Annotated in this window: 19 protein-coding genes; 10 read left to right on the forward strand and 9 right to left on the reverse strand. The window is 65.1% G+C overall.

What is annotated here, in order from left to right; all coding sequences use genetic code 11:
* The first annotated feature begins 62 nt into the window (after positions 1-62).
* A complete protein-coding gene (locus F3J44_RS19425) occupies positions 63-200 on the forward strand; it encodes a hypothetical protein (protein WP_167059066.1) in 138 nt (45 codons plus the stop codon).
* A gap of 93 nt (positions 201-293) precedes the next feature.
* Entirely contained in the window at positions 294-1,454 is a 1,161-nt protein-coding gene (locus tag F3J44_RS19430; RefSeq protein WP_167275141.1) for an MFS transporter, read from the forward strand.
* Positions 1,455-1,574: 120 nt separating this feature from the next.
* On the opposite strand, the gene F3J44_RS19435 is transcribed toward F3J44_RS19430, so the two are convergent.
* Both F3J44_RS19435 and F3J44_RS19440 read right to left on the reverse strand, forming a co-directional pair.
* Positions 1,575-2,531 (reverse strand): FecR domain-containing protein, encoded by a 957-nt coding sequence (locus tag F3J44_RS19435; RefSeq protein WP_167275145.1) that lies wholly within the window; start codon positions 2,529-2,531, stop codon positions 1,575-1,577.
* Complete coding sequence (locus F3J44_RS19440; protein WP_167059058.1) at positions 2,518-3,033, reverse strand: sigma-70 family RNA polymerase sigma factor; 516 nt, start codon at positions 3,031-3,033, stop codon at positions 2,518-2,520. Before F3J44_RS19440 ends, F3J44_RS19435 begins: the two co-directional genes overlap by 14 nt.
* A gap of 173 nt (positions 3,034-3,206) precedes the next feature.
* Here F3J44_RS19440 and F3J44_RS19445 point away from each other — a divergent pair, with 173 nt between their 5' ends.
* From F3J44_RS19445 to F3J44_RS19455, 3 genes are all read left to right on the forward strand, one after another.
* Complete coding sequence (locus F3J44_RS19445; RefSeq protein WP_167275148.1) at positions 3,207-3,833, forward strand: DNA-3-methyladenine glycosylase; 627 nt, start codon at positions 3,207-3,209, stop codon at positions 3,831-3,833.
* 208 nt (positions 3,834-4,041) lie between these two features.
* On the forward strand, positions 4,042-5,091 hold the full coding sequence (ada, locus tag F3J44_RS19450; protein ID WP_167275150.1) for a bifunctional DNA-binding transcriptional regulator/O6-methylguanine-DNA methyltransferase Ada: 1,050 nt from the start codon (positions 4,042-4,044) through the stop codon (positions 5,089-5,091).
* 56 nt (positions 5,092-5,147) lie between these two features.
* Positions 5,148-7,550, forward strand: a complete 2,403-nt coding sequence (locus F3J44_RS19455) for a DUF3772 domain-containing protein (protein ID WP_167275152.1) — start codon at positions 5,148-5,150, stop codon at positions 7,548-7,550.
* Between the two features lie 89 nt (positions 7,551-7,639).
* Here the strand turns inward: F3J44_RS19455 and F3J44_RS19460 are convergent, their stop codons facing one another.
* From F3J44_RS19460 to F3J44_RS19475, 4 genes are all read right to left on the reverse strand, one after another.
* Positions 7,640-8,857 carry a DUF3422 domain-containing protein gene (locus tag F3J44_RS19460; RefSeq protein ID WP_167275154.1) on the reverse strand — a complete coding sequence of 406 codons (1,218 nt, stop codon included), beginning with the start codon at positions 8,855-8,857 and terminating at the stop codon, positions 7,640-7,642.
* 378 nt (positions 8,858-9,235) lie between these two features.
* Complete coding sequence (locus F3J44_RS19465) at positions 9,236-10,666, reverse strand: aldehyde dehydrogenase family protein (protein ID WP_167275157.1); 1,431 nt, start codon at positions 10,664-10,666, stop codon at positions 9,236-9,238.
* 13 nt (positions 10,667-10,679) lie between these two features.
* Positions 10,680-12,179 carry a cytosine permease gene (locus F3J44_RS19470; RefSeq protein ID WP_167275158.1) on the reverse strand — a complete coding sequence of 500 codons (1,500 nt, stop codon included), beginning with the start codon at positions 12,177-12,179 and terminating at the stop codon, positions 10,680-10,682.
* A gap of 94 nt (positions 12,180-12,273) precedes the next feature.
* The gene (locus F3J44_RS19475) at positions 12,274-12,663 is read right to left on the reverse strand and encodes a nuclear transport factor 2 family protein (RefSeq protein ID WP_167275161.1); all 390 of its coding nucleotides are present in this window, start codon (positions 12,661-12,663) and stop codon (positions 12,274-12,276) included.
* A gap of 193 nt (positions 12,664-12,856) precedes the next feature.
* Here F3J44_RS19475 and F3J44_RS19480 point away from each other — a divergent pair, with 193 nt between their 5' ends.
* The 5 genes from F3J44_RS19480 (at position 12,857) to F3J44_RS19500 (ending at position 19,379) form a co-directional block, all read left to right on the forward strand.
* Positions 12,857-13,846 carry a Fic family protein gene (locus F3J44_RS19480; protein ID WP_167275163.1) on the forward strand — a complete coding sequence of 330 codons (990 nt, stop codon included), beginning with the start codon at positions 12,857-12,859 and terminating at the stop codon, positions 13,844-13,846.
* Positions 13,847-13,939: 93 nt separating this feature from the next.
* Positions 13,940-14,443 carry a sigma-70 family RNA polymerase sigma factor gene (locus tag F3J44_RS19485; RefSeq protein ID WP_167059025.1) on the forward strand — a complete coding sequence of 168 codons (504 nt, stop codon included), beginning with the start codon at positions 13,940-13,942 and terminating at the stop codon, positions 14,441-14,443.
* Entirely contained in the window at positions 14,440-15,384 is a 945-nt protein-coding gene (locus F3J44_RS19490; RefSeq protein ID WP_167275166.1) for a FecR domain-containing protein, read from the forward strand. Before F3J44_RS19485 ends, F3J44_RS19490 begins: the two co-directional genes overlap by 4 nt.
* A gap of 264 nt (positions 15,385-15,648) precedes the next feature.
* Positions 15,649-18,075: a TonB-dependent siderophore receptor gene (locus tag F3J44_RS19495; protein ID WP_167275169.1), complete on the forward strand. Its 2,427-nt coding sequence runs from the start codon at positions 15,649-15,651 to the stop codon at positions 18,073-18,075.
* 284 nt (positions 18,076-18,359) lie between these two features.
* A complete protein-coding gene (locus F3J44_RS19500) occupies positions 18,360-19,379 on the forward strand; it encodes a transporter (protein ID WP_167059013.1) in 1,020 nt (339 codons plus the stop codon).
* 142 nt (positions 19,380-19,521) lie between these two features.
* On the opposite strand, the gene ychF is transcribed toward F3J44_RS19500, so the two are convergent.
* From ychF to F3J44_RS19515, 3 genes are all read right to left on the reverse strand, one after another.
* Positions 19,522-20,622, reverse strand: coding sequence for a redox-regulated ATPase YchF (gene ychF / locus F3J44_RS19505; protein WP_167059009.1), 1,101 nt, complete (start codon positions 20,620-20,622; stop codon positions 19,522-19,524).
* Between the two features lie 22 nt (positions 20,623-20,644).
* On the reverse strand, positions 20,645-21,229 hold the full coding sequence (gene pth / locus F3J44_RS19510) for an aminoacyl-tRNA hydrolase (protein ID WP_009686183.1): 585 nt from the start codon (positions 21,227-21,229) through the stop codon (positions 20,645-20,647).
* Positions 21,230-21,309: 80 nt separating this feature from the next.
* Complete coding sequence (locus F3J44_RS19515) at positions 21,310-21,909, reverse strand: 50S ribosomal protein L25/general stress protein Ctc (RefSeq protein WP_167059006.1); 600 nt, start codon at positions 21,907-21,909, stop codon at positions 21,310-21,312.
* Positions 21,910-21,971 lie beyond the last annotated feature (62 nt).

Here is a 21,971-nt window from a genome sequence, read left to right on the forward strand (position 1 = left end):
CTGATCCTGCGGTGGCCTAGAGTGCCGCCTCTCTTTCCAACTCCTGCGTAGTAGCCAGAGCAATGCGCCGTAGCCAATCCCTCCCACACACCCGCCAGCCTGCCCTCCAGGCCATGCGTCGTGCGTGGCCGAGCGATACGGTGCTCAAGCGCCGGCGCAGCGTGCTGTTCGCCTTCACCTTCTCGCCACACCAGCCCTGAACTGACCTTCGTGCCCCAGCGTTGCCCGCCCTGATGGCGTGCGCGTGGGCGCCTGTATTTTCGCGTCTTTTCAGTTTTTGCCTGGAGTGGTACATGAACATGCGTTTGCTGGCGGGCCTTCTGTTCGCCGTGTCGGTGGTGGGCTTCAGCCTGGGGGCCAGCCTGCCGCTGGTGTCGTTGCGCCTGCACGAGGCGGGGGCCGGCACCCTGGAAATCGGCGTTATTTCGGCCATTCCCGCCGCGGGCATGATGCTTTCGGCGTTCCTGGTCGACGCCTGTTGCCGGCACCTGACCCGGCGCACCATCTACCTGTTGAGCTTCAGCCTGTGCACGGTGAGCGTTGCCTTGCTCGACGCTGCCTTCGATTCGTTGTGGTTGTTGGCGGTGCTGCGCTTGGGGCTGGGTATCGGCATGGGCATCGCGATCATCCTTGGCGAGTCGTGGGTCAACGAGCTGTGCCCGGACCACAACCGCGGCAAGATCATGGCCCTGTACGCCACCAGCTTCACCGGATTCCAGGTGCTTGGCCCGGCCCTGCTGGCGCTGCTTGGCGCAGACAGCCCGTGGATCATCGGCGTGGTTACCTGCTGCTACGGCCTGGCCTTGCTGTGCATCCTGCTGACCGTGCCCAACGACCATGTCGAGCATGGCGATGAGGGCGAAAAGAGCTTTGGCCTGGCCGGCTTCTTCCGCGTAGCCCCGGCGCTGTGCGTGGCGGTGCTGTTCTTCTCGTTCTTCGATGCCGTGGTGCTGTCGCTGCTGCCGGTGTACGCCAGCAGCCATGGCTACGCCGTGGCGGTGGCGGCGCTGATGGTGACCGTGGTGTTCGCCGGTGACATGGTGTTCCAGCTGCCGCTGGGCTGGCTGGCCGACCGGGTCGAGCGTACCGGGCTGCACCTGGTGTGCGGGTTGGTGGCGATGGCCATTGGCATCGCCTTGCCATGGTTGCTGCAGATGCCTGGGTTGCTGTGGCCGATGCTGGTGCTGCTGGGCGCGGTGGCGGGGGGGATCTACACCCTGGCGCTGGTGCTGATCGGGCAACGCTTCAAAGGCCAGGACCTGGTCACGGCCAATGCCAGCGTCGGCTTGCTGTGGGGCGTGGGTAGCCTGGTCGGGCCGTTGGTCAGTGGCGCGGCGATGGATGTGGCGCCCCATGGCTTGCCGATGGCGCTGGCGGTGATGGCAGGGTTGTTTGTGTGCTTTGCCCGCCAGTCGTATCGGCGGGTGGGGAAATTGCGGGCGGTTGCGGACTGAGTCTTTGTGGTTGCCGGTGGTGGCCTTTTCGCGGGGCAAGCCCGCTCCTACAGAGGGAATGTGATCTCGATGTAGGAGCGGGCTTGCCCCGCGAAGAGGCCACCACAGGAAAACAGGCTGTCAGGCCGCGCCGATGTTTACCCAGTACCGCGTGCGGTAGTCGATCCGCACCGGCAGGCTATGGCTCAACAGGTGCAGGATCTGCTCAGTGTCCCCCAACTGGTAGGTGCCGGACACCTTCAACCCGGCCACCTCCGGCGCGCAGCGCAGCAACCCCGGGCGGTAGCGCGCCAATTCGGCAACGAACTCGCCCAGTGGCATCTGCTGCACGCTGAGCACGCCGTCGGTCCACCCCCACGGGTCGCCATGCAGGCTGGCGCTCGCATAACGCCCCCCTGGCGACACCTGCAACACCTCGCCGGCCTGCACCAGGCGCGCCGAGGGGGAAAAGGGAAACAGCGTCACTTCACCACGGCGCACGGCCAGCAGCAGGCCTTTGTCGTTCTCACGAAGCAGCACCTGGCCGTTGCGGGTATCGAGTTCGCCAACCCGGGTGTTGATGCGAAACGGCCGGTTGTCGTCGGCGTTGCTTTCCAGGCTGATTTCACCGCGAATCAGCGTCAGCTCACGCTGCTCGCTACTGAAATGCAGGTCGATGGCGCTGGCGGTGTTGAGTTGCAAGCGGCTGCCATCGCTGCCCTGCAGCTGGCGCCGTTCCCCGGTGCCGGTGCTGCTGTCGGCAATCAGTGCCGGCAGGCCCAGGGGCTCGCGGGACGCCCAGCCGAGGCCACCGCCGACGGCGAGCACGGCCAAAAGCTTGAGCTGGTCGCGGCGGCTGATGCGCTGGCGCTGGCTGGCGTCGAGGGTGCGCCGGCTGAGTTCACTGGGCAGCACCGCCAGTTCGTCGCGCAGTTCGCTGACCCGTTTCCAGGCCTGGATATTCTGCGGGTGGCTGGCCAGCCACTGCTGGAACTGCTGCTCCGTGCGCGGGCTTGGGGTATCGAAACGCAGCTTGACCAGCCATTCGATGGCCTGGTCGACCTGGGCCTGCGCTGGGGCGCGCTCAGCACTCGGCATAGCGCAACCGGTAGCAAACGCCCAGGGCCTTGGCCAGGTCGCGCTCGACGGTGGCGCGGGACACCTCCAGGCGCAGGGCGATCTGCGCAAGGCTCAGGCCGTCGAGCTGGGCCAGCAGGAAGGCCTGGCGCACACGGGGTTTGAGCTGGTGCAGGGCGCGGTCCAGGCGTTCCAGGGTATCGAGAATGACCAGCCGGTGTTCTTCGCTGGGCGCTTCGCCCTCGGGCAGCAGGGCCAGGCTTTCCTGATAGGCGCGCTCCAGGGCGCGACGGCGGAACTGGTCGATCATCAGGCCGCGGGCAATGCTGCTGAGGTAGGCGCGCGGCTCTCTCAGCGGTGATGCCTGGCGCGCCCGCAACAGGCGCACGAAGGTGTCCTGGGCAAGGTCTGCGGCGTGCTCCTGGCAGCCGACCCGGCTGCCCAACCAGCCGCGCAGCCAGGCGTGGTGAGACTGATAAAGCAGGGCGACTTCGGTTGGCTTGAGCGTGTCGTTGATCTGCATCGTAGCGAAGGCCTGGCCCCTGGAGCGTGCGTGATTGTGAATGGTTCTCAATTCTAGGCGGGGACGCGGGTAGGGGGCAATGGCATACCAGAAATTAGCTGCGCAAGATCCGGGGTTTGTCCGATGAACGGCTGCGCTAAGCTGGACCTGCCCTGAATGCACTGGAGTCCTTGATGAGCCCTGCCGACCTTGCGCCTGACGCCTACCGCGATGCCCGCGATTACCTGGCTGCACTGGACCCGGACTGGGCCCGGCACATCGCGCTGACCGGGCCATGCCTGCACCGTACGACGCCTGGGCGCGAGCCGTATGAGGCGCTGGTACGGGCGATTGCCTACCAGCAGCTGCATGCGCGGGCCGCCGAGGCGATTCTAGGGCGGTTGCTGGCGCTGTTTCCTGAGCAGGCGTTTCCGACGCCTGCGCAGTTGCTGGCGGTGACGCCCGAGGTGATGCGTGGGTGCGGGTTTTCCGCGAGCAAGCTGGCGACGGTCCACGGCATCGCCAAGGCGGCGATGGACGGGGTGGTGCCCAGCCGTGAGGTGGCGCTGGGGTTGGCCGATGAGGTGTTGATCCAGCGGTTGGTGGCGCTGCGTGGGGTTGGGCGCTGGACTGTGGAGATGTTGCTGATCTATAGCCTGGAGCGAGCGGATATCCTGCCGGTGGACGATTTTGGCGTGCGCGAGGGGTATCGCCGGCTCAAGGGGTTGGACAAGGCGCCGACACCGGCGCAGATGCGCTCGCTTGGGGGCGCTTGGAGCCCTTATCGGACCGTGGCTGCCTGGTACTTGTGGCGGGCCTGATGTTGATGCATCGGCATTGCCGGCCCTTTAACAGAGAATCCTGTAGGAGCGGGCTTGACCCGCGAAGCAAGCACCGCGGTGGATGGCACCGGCTGCGCCGGTGTTCGCGGGGCAAGCCCGCTCTTACACAAGCCGCCGTTAATCGGTAGGTGCGGGCTTGCCCGCGAAAGGGCCGCAACAGGCAAAACACGCGTTGAGGTAAACCATCATGAATGCTTTCACCACTGACAACCAACGCTGGCAAGCCGTGCAATCGCGCGACACCCGCGCCGCCGGCCACTTCGTCTACGCCGTGCGCACCACCGGCATCTACTGCCACCCCGGTTGCAAATCACGCATGGCCAAGCGCGAAAACGTTGAATTCTTCAACGATGCCGCCAGCGCCGAAGCTGCCGGTTACCGCGCCTGCCGGCGCTGCCAGGGCAAGCCCGACGAAAGCCGCCGCTCCACGCTGGTCGCCCGCGCCTGCCGTTTGCTGGAGAGCGCCGAAACCCCACCCAGCCTCGACCAGCTCGGTGCGCAACTGGCCGTCAGCCCGTTCCACCTGCACCGCCTGTTCAAGGCCGAAACCGGCCTGACCCCCAAGGCCTACGCCAGCGCCTTCCGCGCCCGGCGCCTGCGTGAGCGCCTGGGCGATGCCGGCTCGGTGACCGATGCCATCTTCGACGCCGGCTACAACTCCAACAGCCGCTTCTACGAAAGCGCCGGACAGCGCCTGGGCATGCGCCCGCGTGAATACCGGGCCGGTGGGGCGGGGGCGACCATTCATTTCGCCCTTGCCCAGTGCTCGCTGGGCGCCATCCTGGTGGCCCAGAGCCAGAAAGGCATTTGCGCGATCCTGTTGGGCGACGAGCCCGAACCGCTGCTGGAGCAACTGCAAGACCAGTTCCCCAGTGCCCGGCTGATCGGCGGCGATGCCGACTATGAGCGCGTCGTTGCCGAAGTGGTGGGGTTTGTCGAGGCGCCGGCCCTGGGCCTGGACTTGCCGCTGGACGTTCAAGGCACCGCCTTCCAGGAGCGGGTGTGGCAGGCCCTGCGCGAAGTGCCGGTGGGCAGCCGGGTCAGCTACACCGACATCGCCGAGCGCATTGGCGCGCCCAAGGCCGTGCGTGCGGTGGCCATAGCCTGCGCGGCCAACCACATTGCGGTGGCCATACCCTGTCACCGCGTGGTGCGCCGTGACGGCGACATCAGCGGCTACCGTTGGGGCGTGGAGCGCAAGCGGCAATTGCTGGCGCGAGAAACGGCACTCTCCTGAACGGCGCAAGCCGCGTAGAATCCCCCGCCTGATCGCGATGTAAAGAGGAACATTCGATGAGGCGTGTCAGCCTTGCCCGTTTTTACCTGGGCTTTCTAGCCCTGATGCTGGTGGTGGTTACCCCGGCCTGGTCGGCCCCGGCCACCCCGGTGTCCAGCCTTGCCGCCGCCGAAATGCCCGTGCTGGACGAAAACGCCAGTTATGAGCAGTTGAGCGACCGGCTCGACCAGATCCGCCAGGGCGTGACCAGTAGCGCCAACGACGACGTGCTGTCGCAGTTGCGCATGGCCGCCGTGCAGGTGCAGCGCCAGGCCGATGCCTTGAGTGCCCTGCGCAGCGCCGATGTGGAAAAGCTCGACGACAAGCTCAAAGTGCTCGGCCCGGTGCAGCCGGACGAAGCCGAGAGCCTGACCCGCCAGCGCCAGCAACTGGATGCCGAGAAAAAGGCCCTGGTCACCCAGCAGGACCAGGCCACCAAGCTGATGCAGTCGGCCCGTGACCTGTCCACGCAGATCGTCAACCTGCGCCGCAGCCAGTTCAACTCGCAGATCCTCAGCCGTGCGCAAACCCCGCTGAGCCCGGCGTTCTGGCAGAGCCTGATCCGTCCCACCAGCGATGATGTGCAGCGCCTGGGCGATCTGCGCGGCGAGGCCGCCGATGCCGTGGCCAGCGCCTTCAGCGCCGACCACCGCTGGTTGTTCATCGCCAGCCTGGTAGCGGCGGTACTGGTTTGGACCGTGGTGCGCGGCCTGCTCGAACGGCTGCTGGCCAGCACCATGGTGCACCGCCTGCCAGAGGGCAGGCTGCGCCGCAGCGCCCTGGCCCTGAGCGTGAGCCTGGCTACCCTGGGCACCATTTCCGGTTCCGTGTCGTTGCTGCGCTGGGGCCTTGAAAGCAGCGCGGAACTGGGCTCGGACATTGCCAGCCTGACCAACCATATCCTTACCCTGGTGGTGTTCAGCGCCTTCATCACCGGCCTTGGCCGCGCCATGCTGATGCTGCAGCGCCCGTCCTGGCGCCTGCCGCCGATCCATGACGAAGTGGCCCACGCGCTCGGCTGGTTCCCCAAGGCGCTGGCACTGGCGTTGATGGTCATGCTGACCATGGAGCGCATCAATAGCGTGATCGGCACCAGCCTGGCGCTGACCGTGGCCACCAATGGCCTGACCGCCCTGGTGGTGTCGGCGATCTTCACCACAGCCTTGCTGCGCTACCGTCGCACCCGGCGCAAGCACGAACTGGCACGCCCGACCGGGTGGGCCGGGTTGATTCCGTTCGTGAGCGTGGTGTGGGTCGGGCTGATCGTGCTGGCGCTGCTGGCCGGTTACCTGACCCTGGCCTATTTCCTCACCGCCAAGCTGCTGTGGATCAGCGTGGTGGCGGTGTGCGCGTACCTGCTCACCACCTTCCTCAGCGACCTCTGCGAGGCGCTGCTGTCGCCGCGCCAGCCGGGTGGCCTGGCGCTGGCCTCGAACCTGGGCCTGGCGCCGCGCCACCAGGCCCAGGCCAGCACCATTCTGGTCGGTATCAGCCGCACCGTACTGCTGTTCCTGGCCGTGCTGCTGGCGCTGATGCCCTCGGGCACCAGCCCCGGTGAACTGCTGCTGAGCCTGGGCGACTGGGACGGCACCGGTGGCAAGCTGCTGGGCAACCTCAACATCGTGCCCCAGGACATCCTGATAGCGCTGGCGATGCTGCTCGGTGGCCTATTCGGCATCCGCGTGGTCAAGCGCTGGCTCAGCGAGCGCCTGTTGCCGGAAACCGACATGGATGCCGGCATGCGTGCGTCGCTGGTGACCCTGGTGGGCTACCTGGGCTTCCTGTTCCTGGCCATGATGGTGATGTCGACCCTGCACATCAACCTGACCAGCCTGACCTGGGTGGTCAGTGCGTTGTCGGTGGGTATCGGTTTCGGCTTGCAGCAGATCGTGCAGAACTTCATTTCCGGCCTGATCCTGCTCACCGAGCGCCCGGTGAAGGTGGGGGACTGGGTGAGCCTGGCCGGGGTCGAGGGTGACATCCGCCGCATCAACGTGCGGGCCACCGAGATCCAGATGTCCGACCGCTCGACGGTGATCGTGCCCAACTCCCAGTTCATTTCGCAGAACGTGCGCAACGTGACCATGGGCAATGCCCTGGGCGTGGTCGGCATCAGCCTGACCCTGCCGCTGGAAACCGATGCCAACCGGGTGCGCGAACTGTTGCTGGCGGCGTACCACGAGCATGAGGCGATTCTGGATGCGCCGGCCTGTTCGGTGTCGTTCAAGGACCTGACGGCCAGTGGCATGGTGATCGCGGTGAGCGGTTATGTGGCCGGGCCGCGGCAGGTGTCGAGCACGCGCAGCGACTTGTTGTTCACCATTCTTGGGCGCTTGCGCGATGAGGGGATTGCCTTGTCTTCGCCGCAGAGCATGTTGCTGTTGCAGGACGGCGCGCGCCCGGCCGGCGAGCCGGTGTGAAGCCGGCGCAAGCCCGCACCTACAAGCGAATGCAAATCCCTGTAGGAGCGGGCTTGCCCCGCGAATGGGCTGCAAAGCAGCCCTGCGCCTCAATGCTGCTTAGCCTGCCTAATCCTAAGCAATATCACCAACAACACCAGCAACACCGGCGGCGCCATCCCCAGCAGCGCATCGCGCGCGGTCAACTCCAGCCCCAGCACATTCAGCCCGCCATACAGCAGCTTGAACAGGTTCAGCAGGTAGTAGGTGATGGCAATGATCGACAGGCCCTCCACCGCCCGCTGGATCTTCACCTGGGCGTCGGCCCGGGCATTGAGGCTGCGCAGGATCCCGGCATTCTGCTCTTCCATCTCCACCTGCACCCGCGCCTGCAGCAGGTCGCCCAGGTTGGCGACGTTCTTCGCCAGTTGTTCCAGCCGCTGCTCGGTCGCTGCGCAGTAACGCACGGTGGGTTTGAACCGGCGCTCGATGAACACCCCCAGGCGCTGGCAGTCACCCACGTGGCTTTCACGCAGTTCGCCCAGGCGCTCGAACACCAGTTGCGCATAGGCCTGGGTGGCGCCGAAGCGGTGGCGGGTTTTCACCGTGCGGCTGACCACTTGCCGCGACAGGTGGGCGATGGCTTCGAGCAGGGCCTTGGAGTCATGCCCATCGCCCCCGGCGCTGCGTTCCGAGAGCTGCACCAGGGTTTTGTCGAAGGCGTCCAGTTCCTGGCTCAGGGCCTTGGCCGTGGCCAGGGTCAGCGAGGCCATCATGCGGTAGGTTTCGATTTCCAGCAGGCGGCGGATCATGCGGCCCTGGCGGTAGGCATTGAGGCGGCGGTTGATGAACAGGAAGCGGTTGGTGCCGTCCTCGGTCAGGCGAAAATCGCTCCACACCGTGGCATCGCCACCGCCGACGCAGGAGCCGCAGGGGTCCTTGAAACCGTAGTGGGGCAGGTCGAGCGCCTGTTCGCCGCGCACCAGTACCTGAACCGCGTTGATCACCTGGGCAGCCTGCGGCGCGATGGCCTCGGCCAGCACTGGCGGTAGTGCTTGCCAGTCGATGTTGTCGGCGGCGCAGGGTACCACCAGCGTCAGGGTGAAGAACTCGGTGTGCCGTTCCCATTTGAACGGGTGGCCGTCCAGGCGGGTGATGCCCTGGGCGGCCTCGGCGTCGATCGGCTCCGGGCAGCAGCGTTGCAGCAGCGCGGCGCACGCTGCATCGCCGCCGAGCAGGGCCAGGTGGAAGACATGCGCCGGGCCGTCGAAGTACAGCGACGGGCGGGCGTGCAACTCGTTGTGCAAGGCGGTGCGTTGAGGGTGCATGGTGGTCCGGCCTGGTGTTGTGATTGTGGGGGTACCAGGGAGTGGGACTTTGGGTGGGGGAGGGAAAGTCACGGGGGCGCTGTATATTCGTCTTGAGTGCTTCAGCGCCTGGCAGATCGAGCGCCGCCCGCGCGGCGCTTCGCGAGCTGCGCTCGCTCCTACGTTTGTTTTTGGCCAGTAACGCCTGTGGCAGGCGCGCGCGACCGCCTTGTTGGTACGACGCGATATCGCGCCATGCGCCAAGGCGTTCGCGCGCCAATCCCCCAGGACTCACTGGCCCGAAACAAACGTAGGAGCGAGCGCAGCTCGCGAAGCGCCGCGCGGGCGGCGCTCGATCTCCCAGGCGCCAAAGATGGCGCGGCGGACACCCCTAGGCCATCACCCCAGGCATCGCGTCACATGCTTCACCGACTGATAAGCCGACAACCCCCAAGGCCCCAGCTCGCGACCAATGCCGCTGCCCTTGGTACCACCCCACGAGGTTTCGACGAACACCGCCTGCACCGAGTTGATCCACACATGGCCAACCTCCAGCGCATCGGCCACCCGTTCGGCGCGCTCAAGGTCGGCAGAGCACACCGTGGCCACCAGCCCGAAGCGGCTGTCGTTGGCCTCGGCAACCGCCTCGGCCTCGGTGGCAAAGCGCCGTGCACACAGCACCGGGCCAAAGATCTCCTCGGTCCACAGGCGACTCTCCTTCGGCACATCGGCGTACAGCGTGGGGCTGACGAACCAGCCTTCACGCTCCAGCACCTGGCCGCCGGCCAGGCACTGCAAGCCTTCTTCACGCGCCGTGGCGAAATAGCTGGCCACTTTCAGCCACTGCGCCTGGCTGGTCAGCGGGCCCATGTCGACTTCTTCAGTCAGCGGGTTGCCGACCCGCAGGTTGTCCAGTGCGGCCTGGAGGCGCGGCAGCAGCACATCGGCAATGCCGTCCTGCACCAGCAGGCGCGAGGTGGCCGAGCACATCTGCCCGGCGTTCCAGCTGATGCCGGCGACGATCCACTCCACCGCCTGGTCCGGGGCGCAATCATCGAACACCACGATTGCCGACTTGCCACCCAGCTCCAGGGTTACCGGCCGGCACTGCGCCGAGGCGCTGCGCATCACTTGGCTACCAACGCTGTTGCTGCCGGTGAACGACAGCTTGTCCAGGCCGCTGTGGTTGCTCAGCGCGGCGCCGGTTTCCGCCTTGCCGTTGACGATGTTCAGCACGCCGGCGGGCAGGCCCAGGGCATCGGCGATCTGGCCGTAGGCCTGCTCGATCAGTGGGGTCACCTCCGAGGGCTTGAGCACCACGGTGCAGCCTGCGGCCAGGGCGGGGGCGAGCTTCCAGGCGCTGGTCACCAGCGGGAAGTTCCACGGCACGATCAGGCCGACCACGCCCACCGGCTCCAGCCGGGTGCGGGCGCTGAAGCCCGGCGCGGCCAGCGGCACATCGCGGTTCTTGCCGGGCAATTGCTCGGCAAGGCCTGCGTAGTAGGCGAAGGTGGCGATTGCGTCGTCCAGGTCGATTTCGGCCTCATGGCGTGGCTTGCCGTTGTTGCGCATCTGCAGCGTGATCAGCGCTTCACGGCGCTCACCGAGCTGTTCGGCAAAGCCACGCAGCACGGCTGCGCGCTCGCTGGCGCTGACGTTCTTCCAGGCAGGCAGGGCGGCACGAGCGGCCGCGACGGCCTGGTCTACCTGGGCGACGCTGGCGGCCATCAGTTCGGCGAAAGGCAGGCCCAGGGCCGGGTCGTTGACGCTGATGCAGTCGCTGCCCTGGCCTTCGACCCAACGGCCGGCAATGTAGTGGGAGGTGGTCATGGTCGGTATCCAGTCAGGCCATTTCGGCAGAGGTTACCGGCGTGCGTGGGGCGCTTTTGCAGCGCACCCAGCGCGGGCCCTTGGGGCCGTAGACGCCAGCAGGTTCAGGGAACAGGTTGAGCAGCAGCAGGTACAGCACGCAGGCGATGCCCAGGGTGACCGGCAGGCTCAGGTCGATGCCGCCGGCCAGTTCGCCCAGCGGGCCAACGAACTGCCCCGGCAGGTTGACGAAGCACAGGCCGACCATCGCACTGGGAATCCACGCGCCCATGCCGCGCCAGTTCCAGCCGTGGCTGAACCAGTAGTGCCCGCCGCGCTGGCCACGGGTGAACACTTGCAGGTCATCGGCGTGGTAGAAGCCGCGGCGGGTGATCAGGCCAAGGATCATGATCACCATCCAGGGGCTTGTGCAGGTGATGATCAGCACGGCAAAGGTCGACACGCTTTGCACCAGGTTGAAGGTGAAGCGGCCAATGAAGATGAAGGCGATCGCCAGCACGCCAATCAGCAAGGTGGCGCCGGCGCGGCTGAGCAGGCGCGGGAACACGCTGGACATGTCCAGGCCCGTGCCATACAGCGCGGTGGTGCCGGTGGACATGCCGCCGATCACGGCAATCAGGCACACCGGCAGGAAGAACCAGCTTGGCGCCACCGCCAGCAGGCCGCCGACGTAGTTGTTGGCGGCGATGTAGTCCGGCGCCTGGCTGGCCACCAGGGTGGCGGTGCACAGGCCGAACAGGAACGGGATCAGCGTGGCCACCTGGGCGGCGATCCCTGCCAGCATGATGCGGGCCTTCGGCGTTTGCCGCGGGATGTAGCGCGACCAGTCACCGAGGAAGGCGCCAAACGACACCGGGTTGCTCATGGCCAGGATCGCCGCGCCGACGAACGCCGCCCAGAAGCCCGCCTGGCCGAGGTTGACGCTGCCGGCAAAGCCCGCGTCGAATGGCCCGGCAAAGGCGAAGATGCCCAGCAGGAACAGCAGGCTGGAGGCCCATACGGCAATCTTGTTGACCCACAGCATGAAGCGGAAGCCAAAGATGCACACCACCAGCACCAGCACCGCGAACAGGCCATAGGCCAGGCCCAGGGTCAGGTCGGTTTCCGGTAGCCCGGCCAGGCGCTTGGCGCCGCCGACCAGGGCATCGCCGGAGCTCCACACCGACAGCGAGAAGAACGCCACTGCGGTCAGCAGCGACAGGAACGAGCCGACGATGCGCCCGTGCACGCCGAAGTGCGCGCCCGACGACACCGCGTTGTTGGTGCCGTTGAGCGCGCCGAACAGGCCCATTGGCGCAAGAATCAGCGCGCCCACGCCGACGCCGAGCAGAATCGCCCAGACCCCCGCCTGGAACGACAGTCCGAACAGCACCGGGAAGCTGCCCAGCACGGCGGTGGCGAAGGTGTTGGCACCGCCGAATATCAGGCGGAACAGGTCCAGCGGGGAGGCGTCGCGTTGATCGTCGGGGATCTGTTCGACGCCATTGGTTTCGATACCGGTCGATTGGCTCATGGTGAGGCTCCAGCGCGGTTGTTGTAGGCCCGTCGCGGTGCGCGGGCCTTCTTGTGGATGCGATGGCAGTGCGGCAAGGCCGCTTGAATTCGAATCAGGCTGCAGTCACGACCGACAGGTGCTCGTGGCACGCCAGCCAGCGCTCGCCGTGGCGGCGGAACACGATGGTTTCGCGCTCGGCCAGCTGGTGTGTTTCACCGGCAATTCGGATATGGGTGGCCACGTCATGCATGAAGATCGCCACCTCGCCCTGCAGGCTCACCTGCACGTTGCTGGATTCACAACCGAGCACGGCAAAGCCATCGGCCTGCCATTGTGCCCAGAGGTCTTCATAGGCACGGCGCGACAGCAGCGGTTGTGCGAGGGTGTGGAAGAGGAAGGTGGCGCCTTCGCTGAAACAGGCGAAGTAGCGGGCGGTGTCGTTGCTGGCAAAGGCGGCTACGAGGTCGGCAGCGGCCTGCCGTACCTGGAGTGTCTGGTCCACGGGAGTGGCCTCACGGTTATTGTGATTGTGGTGAAGCGATTCTGGTGGTGGTTGGCGAGGGGAAAAATCGCTGGGGGAAAATAATTAGTTCAGGAATTTGTAAACCAAGCGCCGGGCTTGCTTTACCCAGGTTCGCGCAGTGGCTAAGGTGGCCTCAAACGTCGGCGTCCACCCTGATTCAGAGAGCACAGCAATGAGTAAATACGAGCCGCCATTGACGGTGACGCCACGCATGCTCGCACTGGTCGCCGAGATCAGTGAGTACGTGGGGCAGTTGACGGCTTACCGGGATGATGCTCTCACGCCTCAGCTACGTCGAGGTAACCGTATTCGCACCATCCAGGCGTCGCTGGCCATTGAGAACAACTCGCTGAGCGTCGAGCAGGTGACAGCCTTGCTGGAGGGCAAACGAGTATTGGGCCTGCCGCGCGAAATACAGGAGGTGCGCAATGCGTTTGCCACCTATGACGCGATGCCTTCGTGGCAGCCGCAGCGCCAGGCAGATCTGCTGGCTGCCCACGCGCTGCTGATGCACGGCTTGATGGACGACGCCGGGCATTTCCGCAAGGGTGGGGTAGGCATCTATCGAGGTTCCCGCTTGCTCCACATGGCCCCACCGGCCAATCGTGTGCATACCTTGGTGCAAGACTTGCTCCGCTGGCTAGCACACAGCGAATGGCACCCGTTGATCGTCAGTTGCGTGTTCCACTATGAATTCGAGTTCATACACCCATTTGCCGATGGCAATGGGCGCATGGGGCGGCTATGGCAGACGCTCTTGCTCAGCCAATGGCGAAGCGTGCTCGCTTACTTGCCGGTGGAAACGGTCATCCGAGAGCAACAGGAGGGGTACTATGCAGCACTTGCAGCTGCCGATCAGGCGGCAGAGGCAACCCCTTTCGTCGAGTTCATGTTGAACGCTTTGCTCCAAGCGCTCGTTGAAGCCAGTTCGACCGATCAAGTAACCGATCAAGTAACCGATCAAGTAGCACGTTTGTTAAACGTCTTGCCACCAGGCAGGGCGTTGAAAGCAACCGAATTGATGCAGTGCCTGGGGCTCTCGCACAGGCCCACTTTCAGCAAGAGCTACCTCAAGCCAGCGCTGGCGGCTGGTCTTATCGAAATGACCGATCCTGCGTCACCACGTAGTCCAGCCCAGCATTATCGGCGGGTTGTGAAATGAACGTGAGGGGCGTGGCTATTGAAATGCGTGTGGCCGTAAATAATACTGCTTCGCATTAACGCCCCCCTCGCGTAACCCGCTCCGAGGTGTCTCATGCCGTCCTCTCCCCACAACGCCCAGGTTGGCGAGCTTTACCGTGGCCACCATTCCTGGCTGCGCGGCTGGCTGTTCAAGCGCCTGGAGTGCCAACACCAAGCGGCGGACCTGGCGCAGGATACGTTCCTGCGCCTGCTGGGGCGCGATACCTTGCAGGGCGTGCGCGAGCCGCGGGCGTTTCTGGCAACGGTGGCCCGGGGCCTGGTGGTCGATCATTTTCGTCGCCAGAGCCTGGAGCGTGCCTGGCTCGACAGCCTGGCGGCGTTGCCTGAGGCCGAATCGCCATCGGCGGAGTCGCGCGCCCTGGTGCTGGAAACCCTGATGGAGATCGACCGCATGCTCGATGGCCTGCGGCCAAAGGTGCGGGCGGCGTTTCTGCTGTCACAGCTCGACGGGCTGACTTATCCACAGATCGCCGAGCAACTCGACATTTCGCTCAGCTCGGTGCAGCAGTACATGACCCAGGCGTTCGGCCATTGTTACCGGGTGCTCTACGCATGAGCCAGGCCGACCTTGGCGCTGATGTGGTGGCGCAGGCCATCGACTGGCGGGTGCGCCTGGCGTCGGGCCTTGCGCCGCTCGATGAGCACGATGCCTGTGTGCGCTGGCGTGCCGAGCACCCCAGCCATGAGCAGGCCTGGCAGCGCCTGGCGGTGTTCGATGGGCGCCTGGACGGGATGCCATTGCCGCAGGTGAGCCGGACCTTGCGCCAGCGAGATCGCCGTACCGTGCTCAAGGGCCTGGCCGTGCTGCTTGGCGGCACGGCGCTGATCGGCGGCGCTAACCTGGGCTTGCGCGATTCGCCATGGCTGGCCGAACAGCGCACGGCCACCGGGCAGCGACGGCGCCTGCCCTTGCCTGACGGTGGCTGGCTGCAGATGAACAGCGGCACTGCCCTGGACGTGGTATTCGACGGCCAGCAGCGGCGCATTCGCCTGCTGGCCGGCGAAATCATGGTGCAAACCGGCAAGCACGCCGCCGAGCGGCCATTTTGGGTCGAGACGCCCATGGGCAGCCTGCAGGCGTTGGGCACCGGTTTCTCGGTGCGGCTGGCCGACGACAGTGCATTGCTGGCGGTGGAGCAGGGTGCCGTCGCGGTACACCCGGGGGCACTGGCCCACGCGGCGGCAGTGATTCAAGCGGGCGAGCAGGTGCGATTCGACCGCCAGCGGCTGTTCGCCGTGCAGGCGCTGGACCGAGATGCCTTGGCCTGGCGTGAAGGCTTTCTGGTGGTGCGCCAATGGCGCCTGGCGCAGCTGTGCGCTGAGCTTGGGCGCTATCGCAGTGGCGTTCTGCGTTGTGACCCGGCAGTGGCGGACCTGCTGATTTCCGGGGTGTTTCCGCTGGATGAACCTGACCGTGCGCTGGCGGCGTTAGGGCGCAGCCTGCCGGTGCGGGCGCGTTACTTGACGCGGTGGTGGGTGAGCCTGGAGCCTGCCTGAACCCTGCCGCGTATGTAGGAGCGGGCTTGCCCCGCGAACACCGGCGTAGCCGGTGCCATGCACCGCAGTGCCTGCTTCGCGGGTCAAGCCCGCTCCTACAGGGAATTGCGGTGCGCCTACAAAATCACTTTTAAATCAGATAGTTACACTTTGCTCCATGAATGAGCGAAGCGATCAGGCCCACACAGGCAAATTTTTTTTGCAGTTTTTCCGCCGTGGTTCGGCCTCCTTGCAATCTTCACTCATCACCTCAAGGAATCCCCCATGGCGTCGCTCCTGCGCCCCCGCACCACGGTGCTCGCCCATGCCCTGCGCATGGCCCTGTTCGGCACCAGCCTGCCCCTGGCCAGCGTGGCAATGGCCGCCCCCAGCCACCACTTCGAAGTCCCGGCCGGTAGCCTGGAAGCCGCGCTCAACGCCTATGCGCGCCAGGCTGGGGTGCTGCTGAGTTTCGACCCTGCACTGACCCGCGGCCTGAACAGCCGTGGCCTGTCCGGTGATTATCCGCTGGATATCGGTTTCGCAACGCTGCTGGGCAATACCGGCCTGGGTGCAGAAGCCAGCAGTGACGGCAGCTGGCGCCTGGTACGCACGGGCCCTGAGGGCGTGGTGACCCTGCAGGCGCAAACCATCTCCGCACTGGGCGACGAAAACCCGCTGGGCCCGGTGGGCAGCTACGTGGCCAAGCGCAGCGTCACCGCCAGCAAAACCGACACGCCAATCCACGAAACCCCGCAATCGATTTCGGTGGTGACCCGCGAGCGCATGGAGGCCCAAGGGGCGCAGTCAGTCAACGAAGCCCTGCGCTATACCCCTGGCGTGTCGTCCTACGGCGCCAACAACCGTTCTGACTGGTACACCGTGGTTCGCGGCTTTTCGCCCACCACCTACCTCGACGGCCTGCAACTGCCCAGCACGGTGAACCTGGCCAGCTGGATGGTCGACCCGTACATGCTTGAGCGTGTCGAAGTGCTGCGCGGGCCGGCGGGTGTGTTGTACGGCCAGGGCGACCCCGGTGGGGTAATCAACCAGGTGTCCAAGCGCCCGAGCACGGTCAGCAGCCACGAGATCCAGGTGCAGTACGGCACCGATGCCCGTCGCCAGTTGGGCATCGACAGCACCGGGGCGCTGGACGAGGAGGGCGTATGGAGCTACCGCGTCACCGCCATCGGCCACGAAGCCAACATTCGCGACACGCCCTGGGAGGACAAGCGCCAGGCACTCTCGGCTGCACTTACCTGGCAACCGAGCGACGAAACCCGGCTGACCGTGCTGGGCAGCTACCTGGCCGACGACTCCAACGCCCAGGACAACTTCCTGCCCGCAGTCGGTACGCTGTCGCACTCGGCCTACGGCAAGATCGGCCGCGATACCTTCACTGGCGACAAGCACTTCTCCAAGTACGAGAAGACCCAGTTCAGCCTCGGCTACGAGTTCGAGACGCGCCTGAATGACGTTTGGCAACTGCGCCAGAACCTGCGCTATGCCCACCTCGACCTGAACGACAACATGGTCTTCGGCGTAGGCACCACGGCCTACTACCAGATGCCCGATGGCGATGACCGCACCCTGCTGCGCTACGCTGGCATCGAGAACCCCAAGTACAGCCGCTGGACCCTGGACAACCAGGCCCAGGCCGACTTCAGCACCGGCGATGTTCGCCACACGTTGCTGATCGGTGTGGACTGGCAGCGCCAGCAGACCTCCGACCCCCAGGCCTACATCCTGACCACGCCGGTGGACCTGTATGGCGGCGCCGACTACGGCCCGGTCGACGCCAGCCAGTTCACCCCCGACACCTGGAGCTACAGCCACCAGAGCAGCCGCCAGACCGGCCTGTACCTGCAAGACCAGCTGCACTTCGACGAGCACTGGGTGCTGACCTTGGGGGGCCGTTATGACTGGGCCCGGTCCCGGACCCATGACTGGAGCCTGGCCTCCGAAAGCCGCGCCCGCACCCGCGATGAGGCGTTCAGTGGCCGGGTCGGCCTGGTGTACCTGGCTGACAACGGCCTGGCTCCCTACCTGAGCTACAGTGAAGGTTTCACGCCAAACGCCGGCACTGATTTCCAGGGCAAGCCGTTCGAGCCGACCGAAGCCAAGCAGTACGAAGCCGGTATCAAGTACCAGCCGCCGGGCTCGAACAGTTCGGTGAGCGCTGCGGTGTTCGAGATCACCCAGAACAACGTGCTCACTGCCGACCCGGACCCGGCCCACCCCAACAGCGATGTGCAGACCGGCCAGGTGCGTGCGCGTGGCATCGAGCTGGAAGGGGTGGCCAGCCTGTCCAATGAGCTGAACCTGATCGCCACCTACACCTACCAGGATGTGAAGGTGACCAAGGCCAACGACGAGAGCGACGGCAAGACGCCGATCAGTATCCCGACGCCGCGCAACCTCGCCTCGCTGTGGGCCGACTACACCTTGCACGACGGGCTGCTCAAGGGCCTGGGCTTTGGCGCCGGTGTGCGCTACACCGGGCGTAACCCCGGGGCACCGGATAACTCGCTGAACGTGCCGTCGTACACCTTGCTGGATGCGACCGTGCATTATGAAACCGGGCCTTGGCGGTTTGCGGTCAATGCCAGCAACCTGACCGACAAGGAGTACGTGGCCGGCTGCTACGACGCCACCCGTTGTATCTACGGTAACGGGCGCACGGTATTGGGGACTGCAACCTACCGCTGGTAGATGCCTCGGCTACATCGGCCTGCCCACCCACCTGGTAGGAGCGAGCGTAGCTCGCGATGGGGCGCGCAGCGGCCCTAGGGTTTCAGCTTCGCGGCTCATCACGGCGTGCTGCTTTGCGGCCCATCGCGAGCTGCGCTCGCTCCTACAGGGACCTGCGTTCAATCAGGGACCTGCATTCATTCATGGGGCTGCGGTCAATCAGGGCCAACAAATTCTGTCATCGAACTGCAACCTCAATCGCGCAATCTGCAAATCTCCGCCCCGCTGCCGCATTGCGAGTTCCAATGGGCCATCACGCGCTTCACCCCCAACAGGAACACGACCTGTTCGGCCTGCTCTATGGTTTTTCCTTCGTGCCGGGCCAACCTGGCCGCGAGCTCGACTCGGCCCAGGTGCTGCGCAAGCTCAGCGAACCGCAGGCCCCGGACGAATTCCTCTGGTTGCACCTGAACCTGGCCCACGCCGCCTGCGAGCGCTGGCTGCGCGCGCACCTGCCGCTGCCGGAGGCCTTCTTCGAAACCCTGCGCGAGGGCTCCCGCTCAACGCGCATCGAGCATGCTGACTCGACCCTGCTGGCCGTGGTCAACGATGTGGTGTTCAACTTCGGCATGGTGTCATCGGACGTGTCCACCTTGTGGGCCTGTGCCAGCAACCGCCTGCTCGTCAGCGCGCGGCTGCAGCCACTGCACTCGGTGGATAAACTGCGCTCGTCGGTGAAGCACGGCGAACGCTTCCATTCGCCCATCGAACTGCTGGTGCACCTGTTGCGCGACCAAGGCGACCTGCTGACCCAGATCGTGCGCGAAACCACCACCAGCGTCGACCGCATCGAAGACCAGCTGCTGTCCCAGCGCCTGAGCGACAACCGCGCCGAGCTGAGCAGCATGCGCCGGGTACTGGTGCGCTTGCAGCGCCTGTTGGCGCTGGAGCCGGGGGCGCTGTTGCGGTTGCTCAACCGCCCACCGGAGTGGCTACAGGACCAGGACATGCGCCAGCTGCGTGCGGCCACCGAAGAGTTCACCCTGGTGATCAGCGACCTCACCGCCCTGGGCGAGCGGATCAAGCTGTTGCAGGAAGAGATCGCCGCCAAGCTCAACGAACAGACCAACCGTACCCTGTTCACCCTGACGGTGGTGACGGTACTGGCGCTGCCGATCAACATCATCGCGGGCTTTTTCGGCATGAACGTCGGTGGCGTGCCGCTGGCGGACGACCCGAACGGTTTCTGGCTGCTGGTGGCGCTGGTGGCGACCTTCACCTTCCTGGCCGGGCGCTGGGCGTTCAGCAAGCGGCGCGAGTACTGATCGCCCGGGTTCCTTCGCGGTTGTGGGCAAGGGCTTGCCTCGCGAGGGAGCCAGCACGGGCCACGGAACACGGGAAAGAAACCATGAAAAAACCCCTTGAAGCCATAGGCCTCAAGGGGTTTTCAGTACCGCAATTCAGCGATTACACGTTGAAGCGGAAGTGCATCACATCACCGTCCTTGACGATGTAGTCCTTGCCTTCCAGGCGCCATTTACCGGCTTCCTTGGCACCGCCTTCACCCTTGAACTGAATGAAGTCGTCATAGGCCACCACTTCGGCGCGGATGAAGCCTTTTTCGAAGTCGGTGTGGATCACGCCGGCAGCTTGCGGGGCAGTAGCACCCACGCGCACGGTCCAGGCGCGAACTTCCTGCACGCCAGCGGTGAAATAGGTTTGCAGGTTCAGCAGCTCGTAACCGGCGCGAATCACGCGGTTCAGGCCGGGCTCTTCCAGGCCCAGGGCCTCCAGGAACATGTCCTTCTCTTCACCGTCTTCGAGCTCGGCGATTTCGGCTTCGATCTTGTTGCACACCGGCACCACCACCGCGCCTTCTTCCTCGGCAATGGCCTTGACCACGTCCAGGTGCGGGTTGTTGTCGAAGCCGTCTTCGGCCACGTTGGCGATGTACATCACCGGCTTGCTGGTCAGCAGGTGGAAGCCACGGATGACGGCCTTTTCGTCGTCGGCCATGTTCTTCATCAGGCTGCGCGCTGGCTTGCCTTCGGTGAAGTGCGGAATCAGTTTTTCCAGGATCGCCTTCTGCGCCAGGGCGTCCTTGTCGCCGCCCTTGGCGTTGCGCGCTACCTTCTGCAGTTGCTTCTCGCAGCTGTCGAGGTCGGCGAAGATCAGTTCCAGGTCGATGATCTCGATGTCACGCTTGGGGTCGACGCTGTTGGAAACGTGAATCACGTTTTCGTCTTCGAAGCAGCGCACCACGTGGGCAATGGCGTCAGTCTCGCGGATGTTGGCGAGGAACTTGTTGCCCAGGCCTTCGCCTTTCGACGCGCCGGCCACCAGGCCTGCGATGTCGACGAATTCCATGGTGGTTGGCAGGATGCGGTTAGGCTTGACGATTTCCGCCAGCGCCGCCAGGCGCGCGTCGGGCATCGGCACGATGCCGCTGTTCGGCTCGATGGTGCAGAAAGGGAAGTTCTCCGCCGCGATGCCAGACTTGGTCAGGGCGTTGAACAGGGTGGACTTGCCGACGTTGGGCAGGCCGACGATGCCGCAATTGAAACCCATGGGTATTCCCCTCTCTAGGAAATCAGGCCTTCTGGCTGTGCAGCTCGCGCATGGCCTTGGCGAAATCGCCGGCCAGCACGTCCGGCAGCACGCCGAGGGCAAAATCGATGCTGGCGTCGAGCTTCTCCTGCTCGGCGCGCGGCGCGCGACCCAGGACGAAGTTGGAAACCAGTTTGGCGTCGCCCGGGTGGCCGATGCCAAGCCGCAGGCGGTGGAAGTCGTTCTGGTTGCCGAGCTGCGCGATGATGTCGCGCAGGCCGTTGTGCCCCCCATGGCCGCCGCCGCGCTTGAGCTTGGCAACGCCCGGAGGCAGGTCGAGTTCGTCGTGCGCCACCAGGATCGCTTCCGGCTTGATGCGGAAGAAATTGGCCAACGCCGCCACGGCCTGGCCGCTGCGGTTCATGTAGGTGGTGGGGATCAACAAACGAACGTCGTTGCCCTGATGGCTGAACTTAGCCGTCAGGCCGAAATATTTTTTGTCAGCGGTCAGCGAAACGCGCTGGGCGCTGGCAATGCGTTCAACGAAAAGAGCCCCTGCGTTATGCCGGGTCTGTTCGTATTCGGGGCCGGGGTTACCCAGGCCGACGATCAACTGGATGGCGGTCACGTCAGGGGCTCTTCCTTGGAGTTGGGGGTTACAGGGCGCGGGGCGCACTGTAACCCGATCAACACCGGCGCGCGAGTGGATTACTCGGCAGCGCCTTCGTCAGCAGCTTCAGCGGCAACGCGTGGCGCGTGGACGTTGGCAACAGCTTTGTCATCACCGTGGGCCAGAGCAACGAACTCTACGCCTTTCGGAGCTTTCAGGTCCGACAGGTGGATGATGGTGCCGATTTCGGCGTTGGCCAGGTCAACTTCGATGAACTCTGGCAGGTCTTTGGCTTCGCAGGAAACTTCGATCTGCGATTCAACGTGCGAGATCTCGCCGCCTTTCTTGACCGGTGCTTCTTCGTTGATGAAGTGCACTGGAACAACAGCGGTCAGCTTCTGGCCAGCAACGACGCGAACGAAGTCGGCGTGCATGATGAAGCCTTTGGCTGGGTGACGCTGCATGGCCTTGACCACGACGTTTTGCTTGGCGCCGTCGACGTTCAGCTCGATAACGTGGCTGAAGGCAGCTTCGTTTTCGAACAGCTTGGCGATTTCCTTGGCCACGATGGTCAGGGATTGGGCTTCTTTATCGCCACCGTATACAACGGCTGGGATGTTGGCGGAGTGACGCAGGCGGCGGCTCGCACCTTTCCCCAGGTCAGTACGCGCTTGGGCGTTCAGGATGAAATCAGTCATTTTGCTTCTCCAAAATAGCCTCCCGTAAGGCGTTTGCGACCAGCGCCAGACGGGGATGGCAA

This window comes from Pantoea sp. Tr-811 (assembly GCF_011752535.1).
Lineage (GTDB): Bacteria > Pseudomonadota > Gammaproteobacteria > Pseudomonadales > Pseudomonadaceae > Aquipseudomonas.

Coding starts and splice junctions, on each gene's coding strand:
- F3J44_RS19515 (WP_167059006.1), bottom strand. CDS start 21,909: ATGACTGATTTCATCCTGAACGCCCAAGCGCGTACTGACCTGGGGAAA.
- F3J44_RS19495 (WP_167275169.1), top strand. CDS start 15,649: ATGGCGTCGCTCCTGCGCCCCCGCACCACGGTGCTCGCCCATGCCCTG.
- F3J44_RS19500 (WP_167059013.1), top strand. CDS start 18,360: ATGGGCCATCACGCGCTTCACCCCCAACAGGAACACGACCTGTTCGGC.
- ada (WP_167275150.1), top strand. CDS start 4,042: ATGAATGCTTTCACCACTGACAACCAACGCTGGCAAGCCGTGCAATCG.
- F3J44_RS19490 (WP_167275166.1), top strand. CDS start 14,440: ATGAGCCAGGCCGACCTTGGCGCTGATGTGGTGGCGCAGGCCATCGAC.
- F3J44_RS19460 (WP_167275154.1), bottom strand. CDS start 8,857: ATGCACCCTCAACGCACCGCCTTGCACAACGAGTTGCACGCCCGCCCG.
- F3J44_RS19430 (WP_167275141.1), top strand. CDS start 294: ATGAACATGCGTTTGCTGGCGGGCCTTCTGTTCGCCGTGTCGGTGGTG.
- ychF (WP_167059009.1), bottom strand. CDS start 20,622: ATGGGTTTCAATTGCGGCATCGTCGGCCTGCCCAACGTCGGCAAGTCC.
- F3J44_RS19435 (WP_167275145.1), bottom strand. CDS start 2,531: ATGCCGAGTGCTGAGCGCGCCCCAGCGCAGGCCCAGGTCGACCAGGCC.
- F3J44_RS19485 (WP_167059025.1), top strand. CDS start 13,940: ATGCCGTCCTCTCCCCACAACGCCCAGGTTGGCGAGCTTTACCGTGGC.
- F3J44_RS19455 (WP_167275152.1), top strand. CDS start 5,148: ATGAGGCGTGTCAGCCTTGCCCGTTTTTACCTGGGCTTTCTAGCCCTG.
- F3J44_RS19480 (WP_167275163.1), top strand. CDS start 12,857: ATGAGTAAATACGAGCCGCCATTGACGGTGACGCCACGCATGCTCGCA.
- F3J44_RS19465 (WP_167275157.1), bottom strand. CDS start 10,666: ATGACCACCTCCCACTACATTGCCGGCCGTTGGGTCGAAGGCCAGGGC.
- F3J44_RS19445 (WP_167275148.1), top strand. CDS start 3,207: ATGAGCCCTGCCGACCTTGCGCCTGACGCCTACCGCGATGCCCGCGAT.
- F3J44_RS19440 (WP_167059058.1), bottom strand. CDS start 3,033: ATGCAGATCAACGACACGCTCAAGCCAACCGAAGTCGCCCTGCTTTAT.
- F3J44_RS19470 (WP_167275158.1), bottom strand. CDS start 12,179: ATGAGCCAATCGACCGGTATCGAAACCAATGGCGTCGAACAGATCCCC.
- F3J44_RS19425 (WP_167059066.1), top strand. CDS start 63: ATGCGCCGTAGCCAATCCCTCCCACACACCCGCCAGCCTGCCCTCCAG.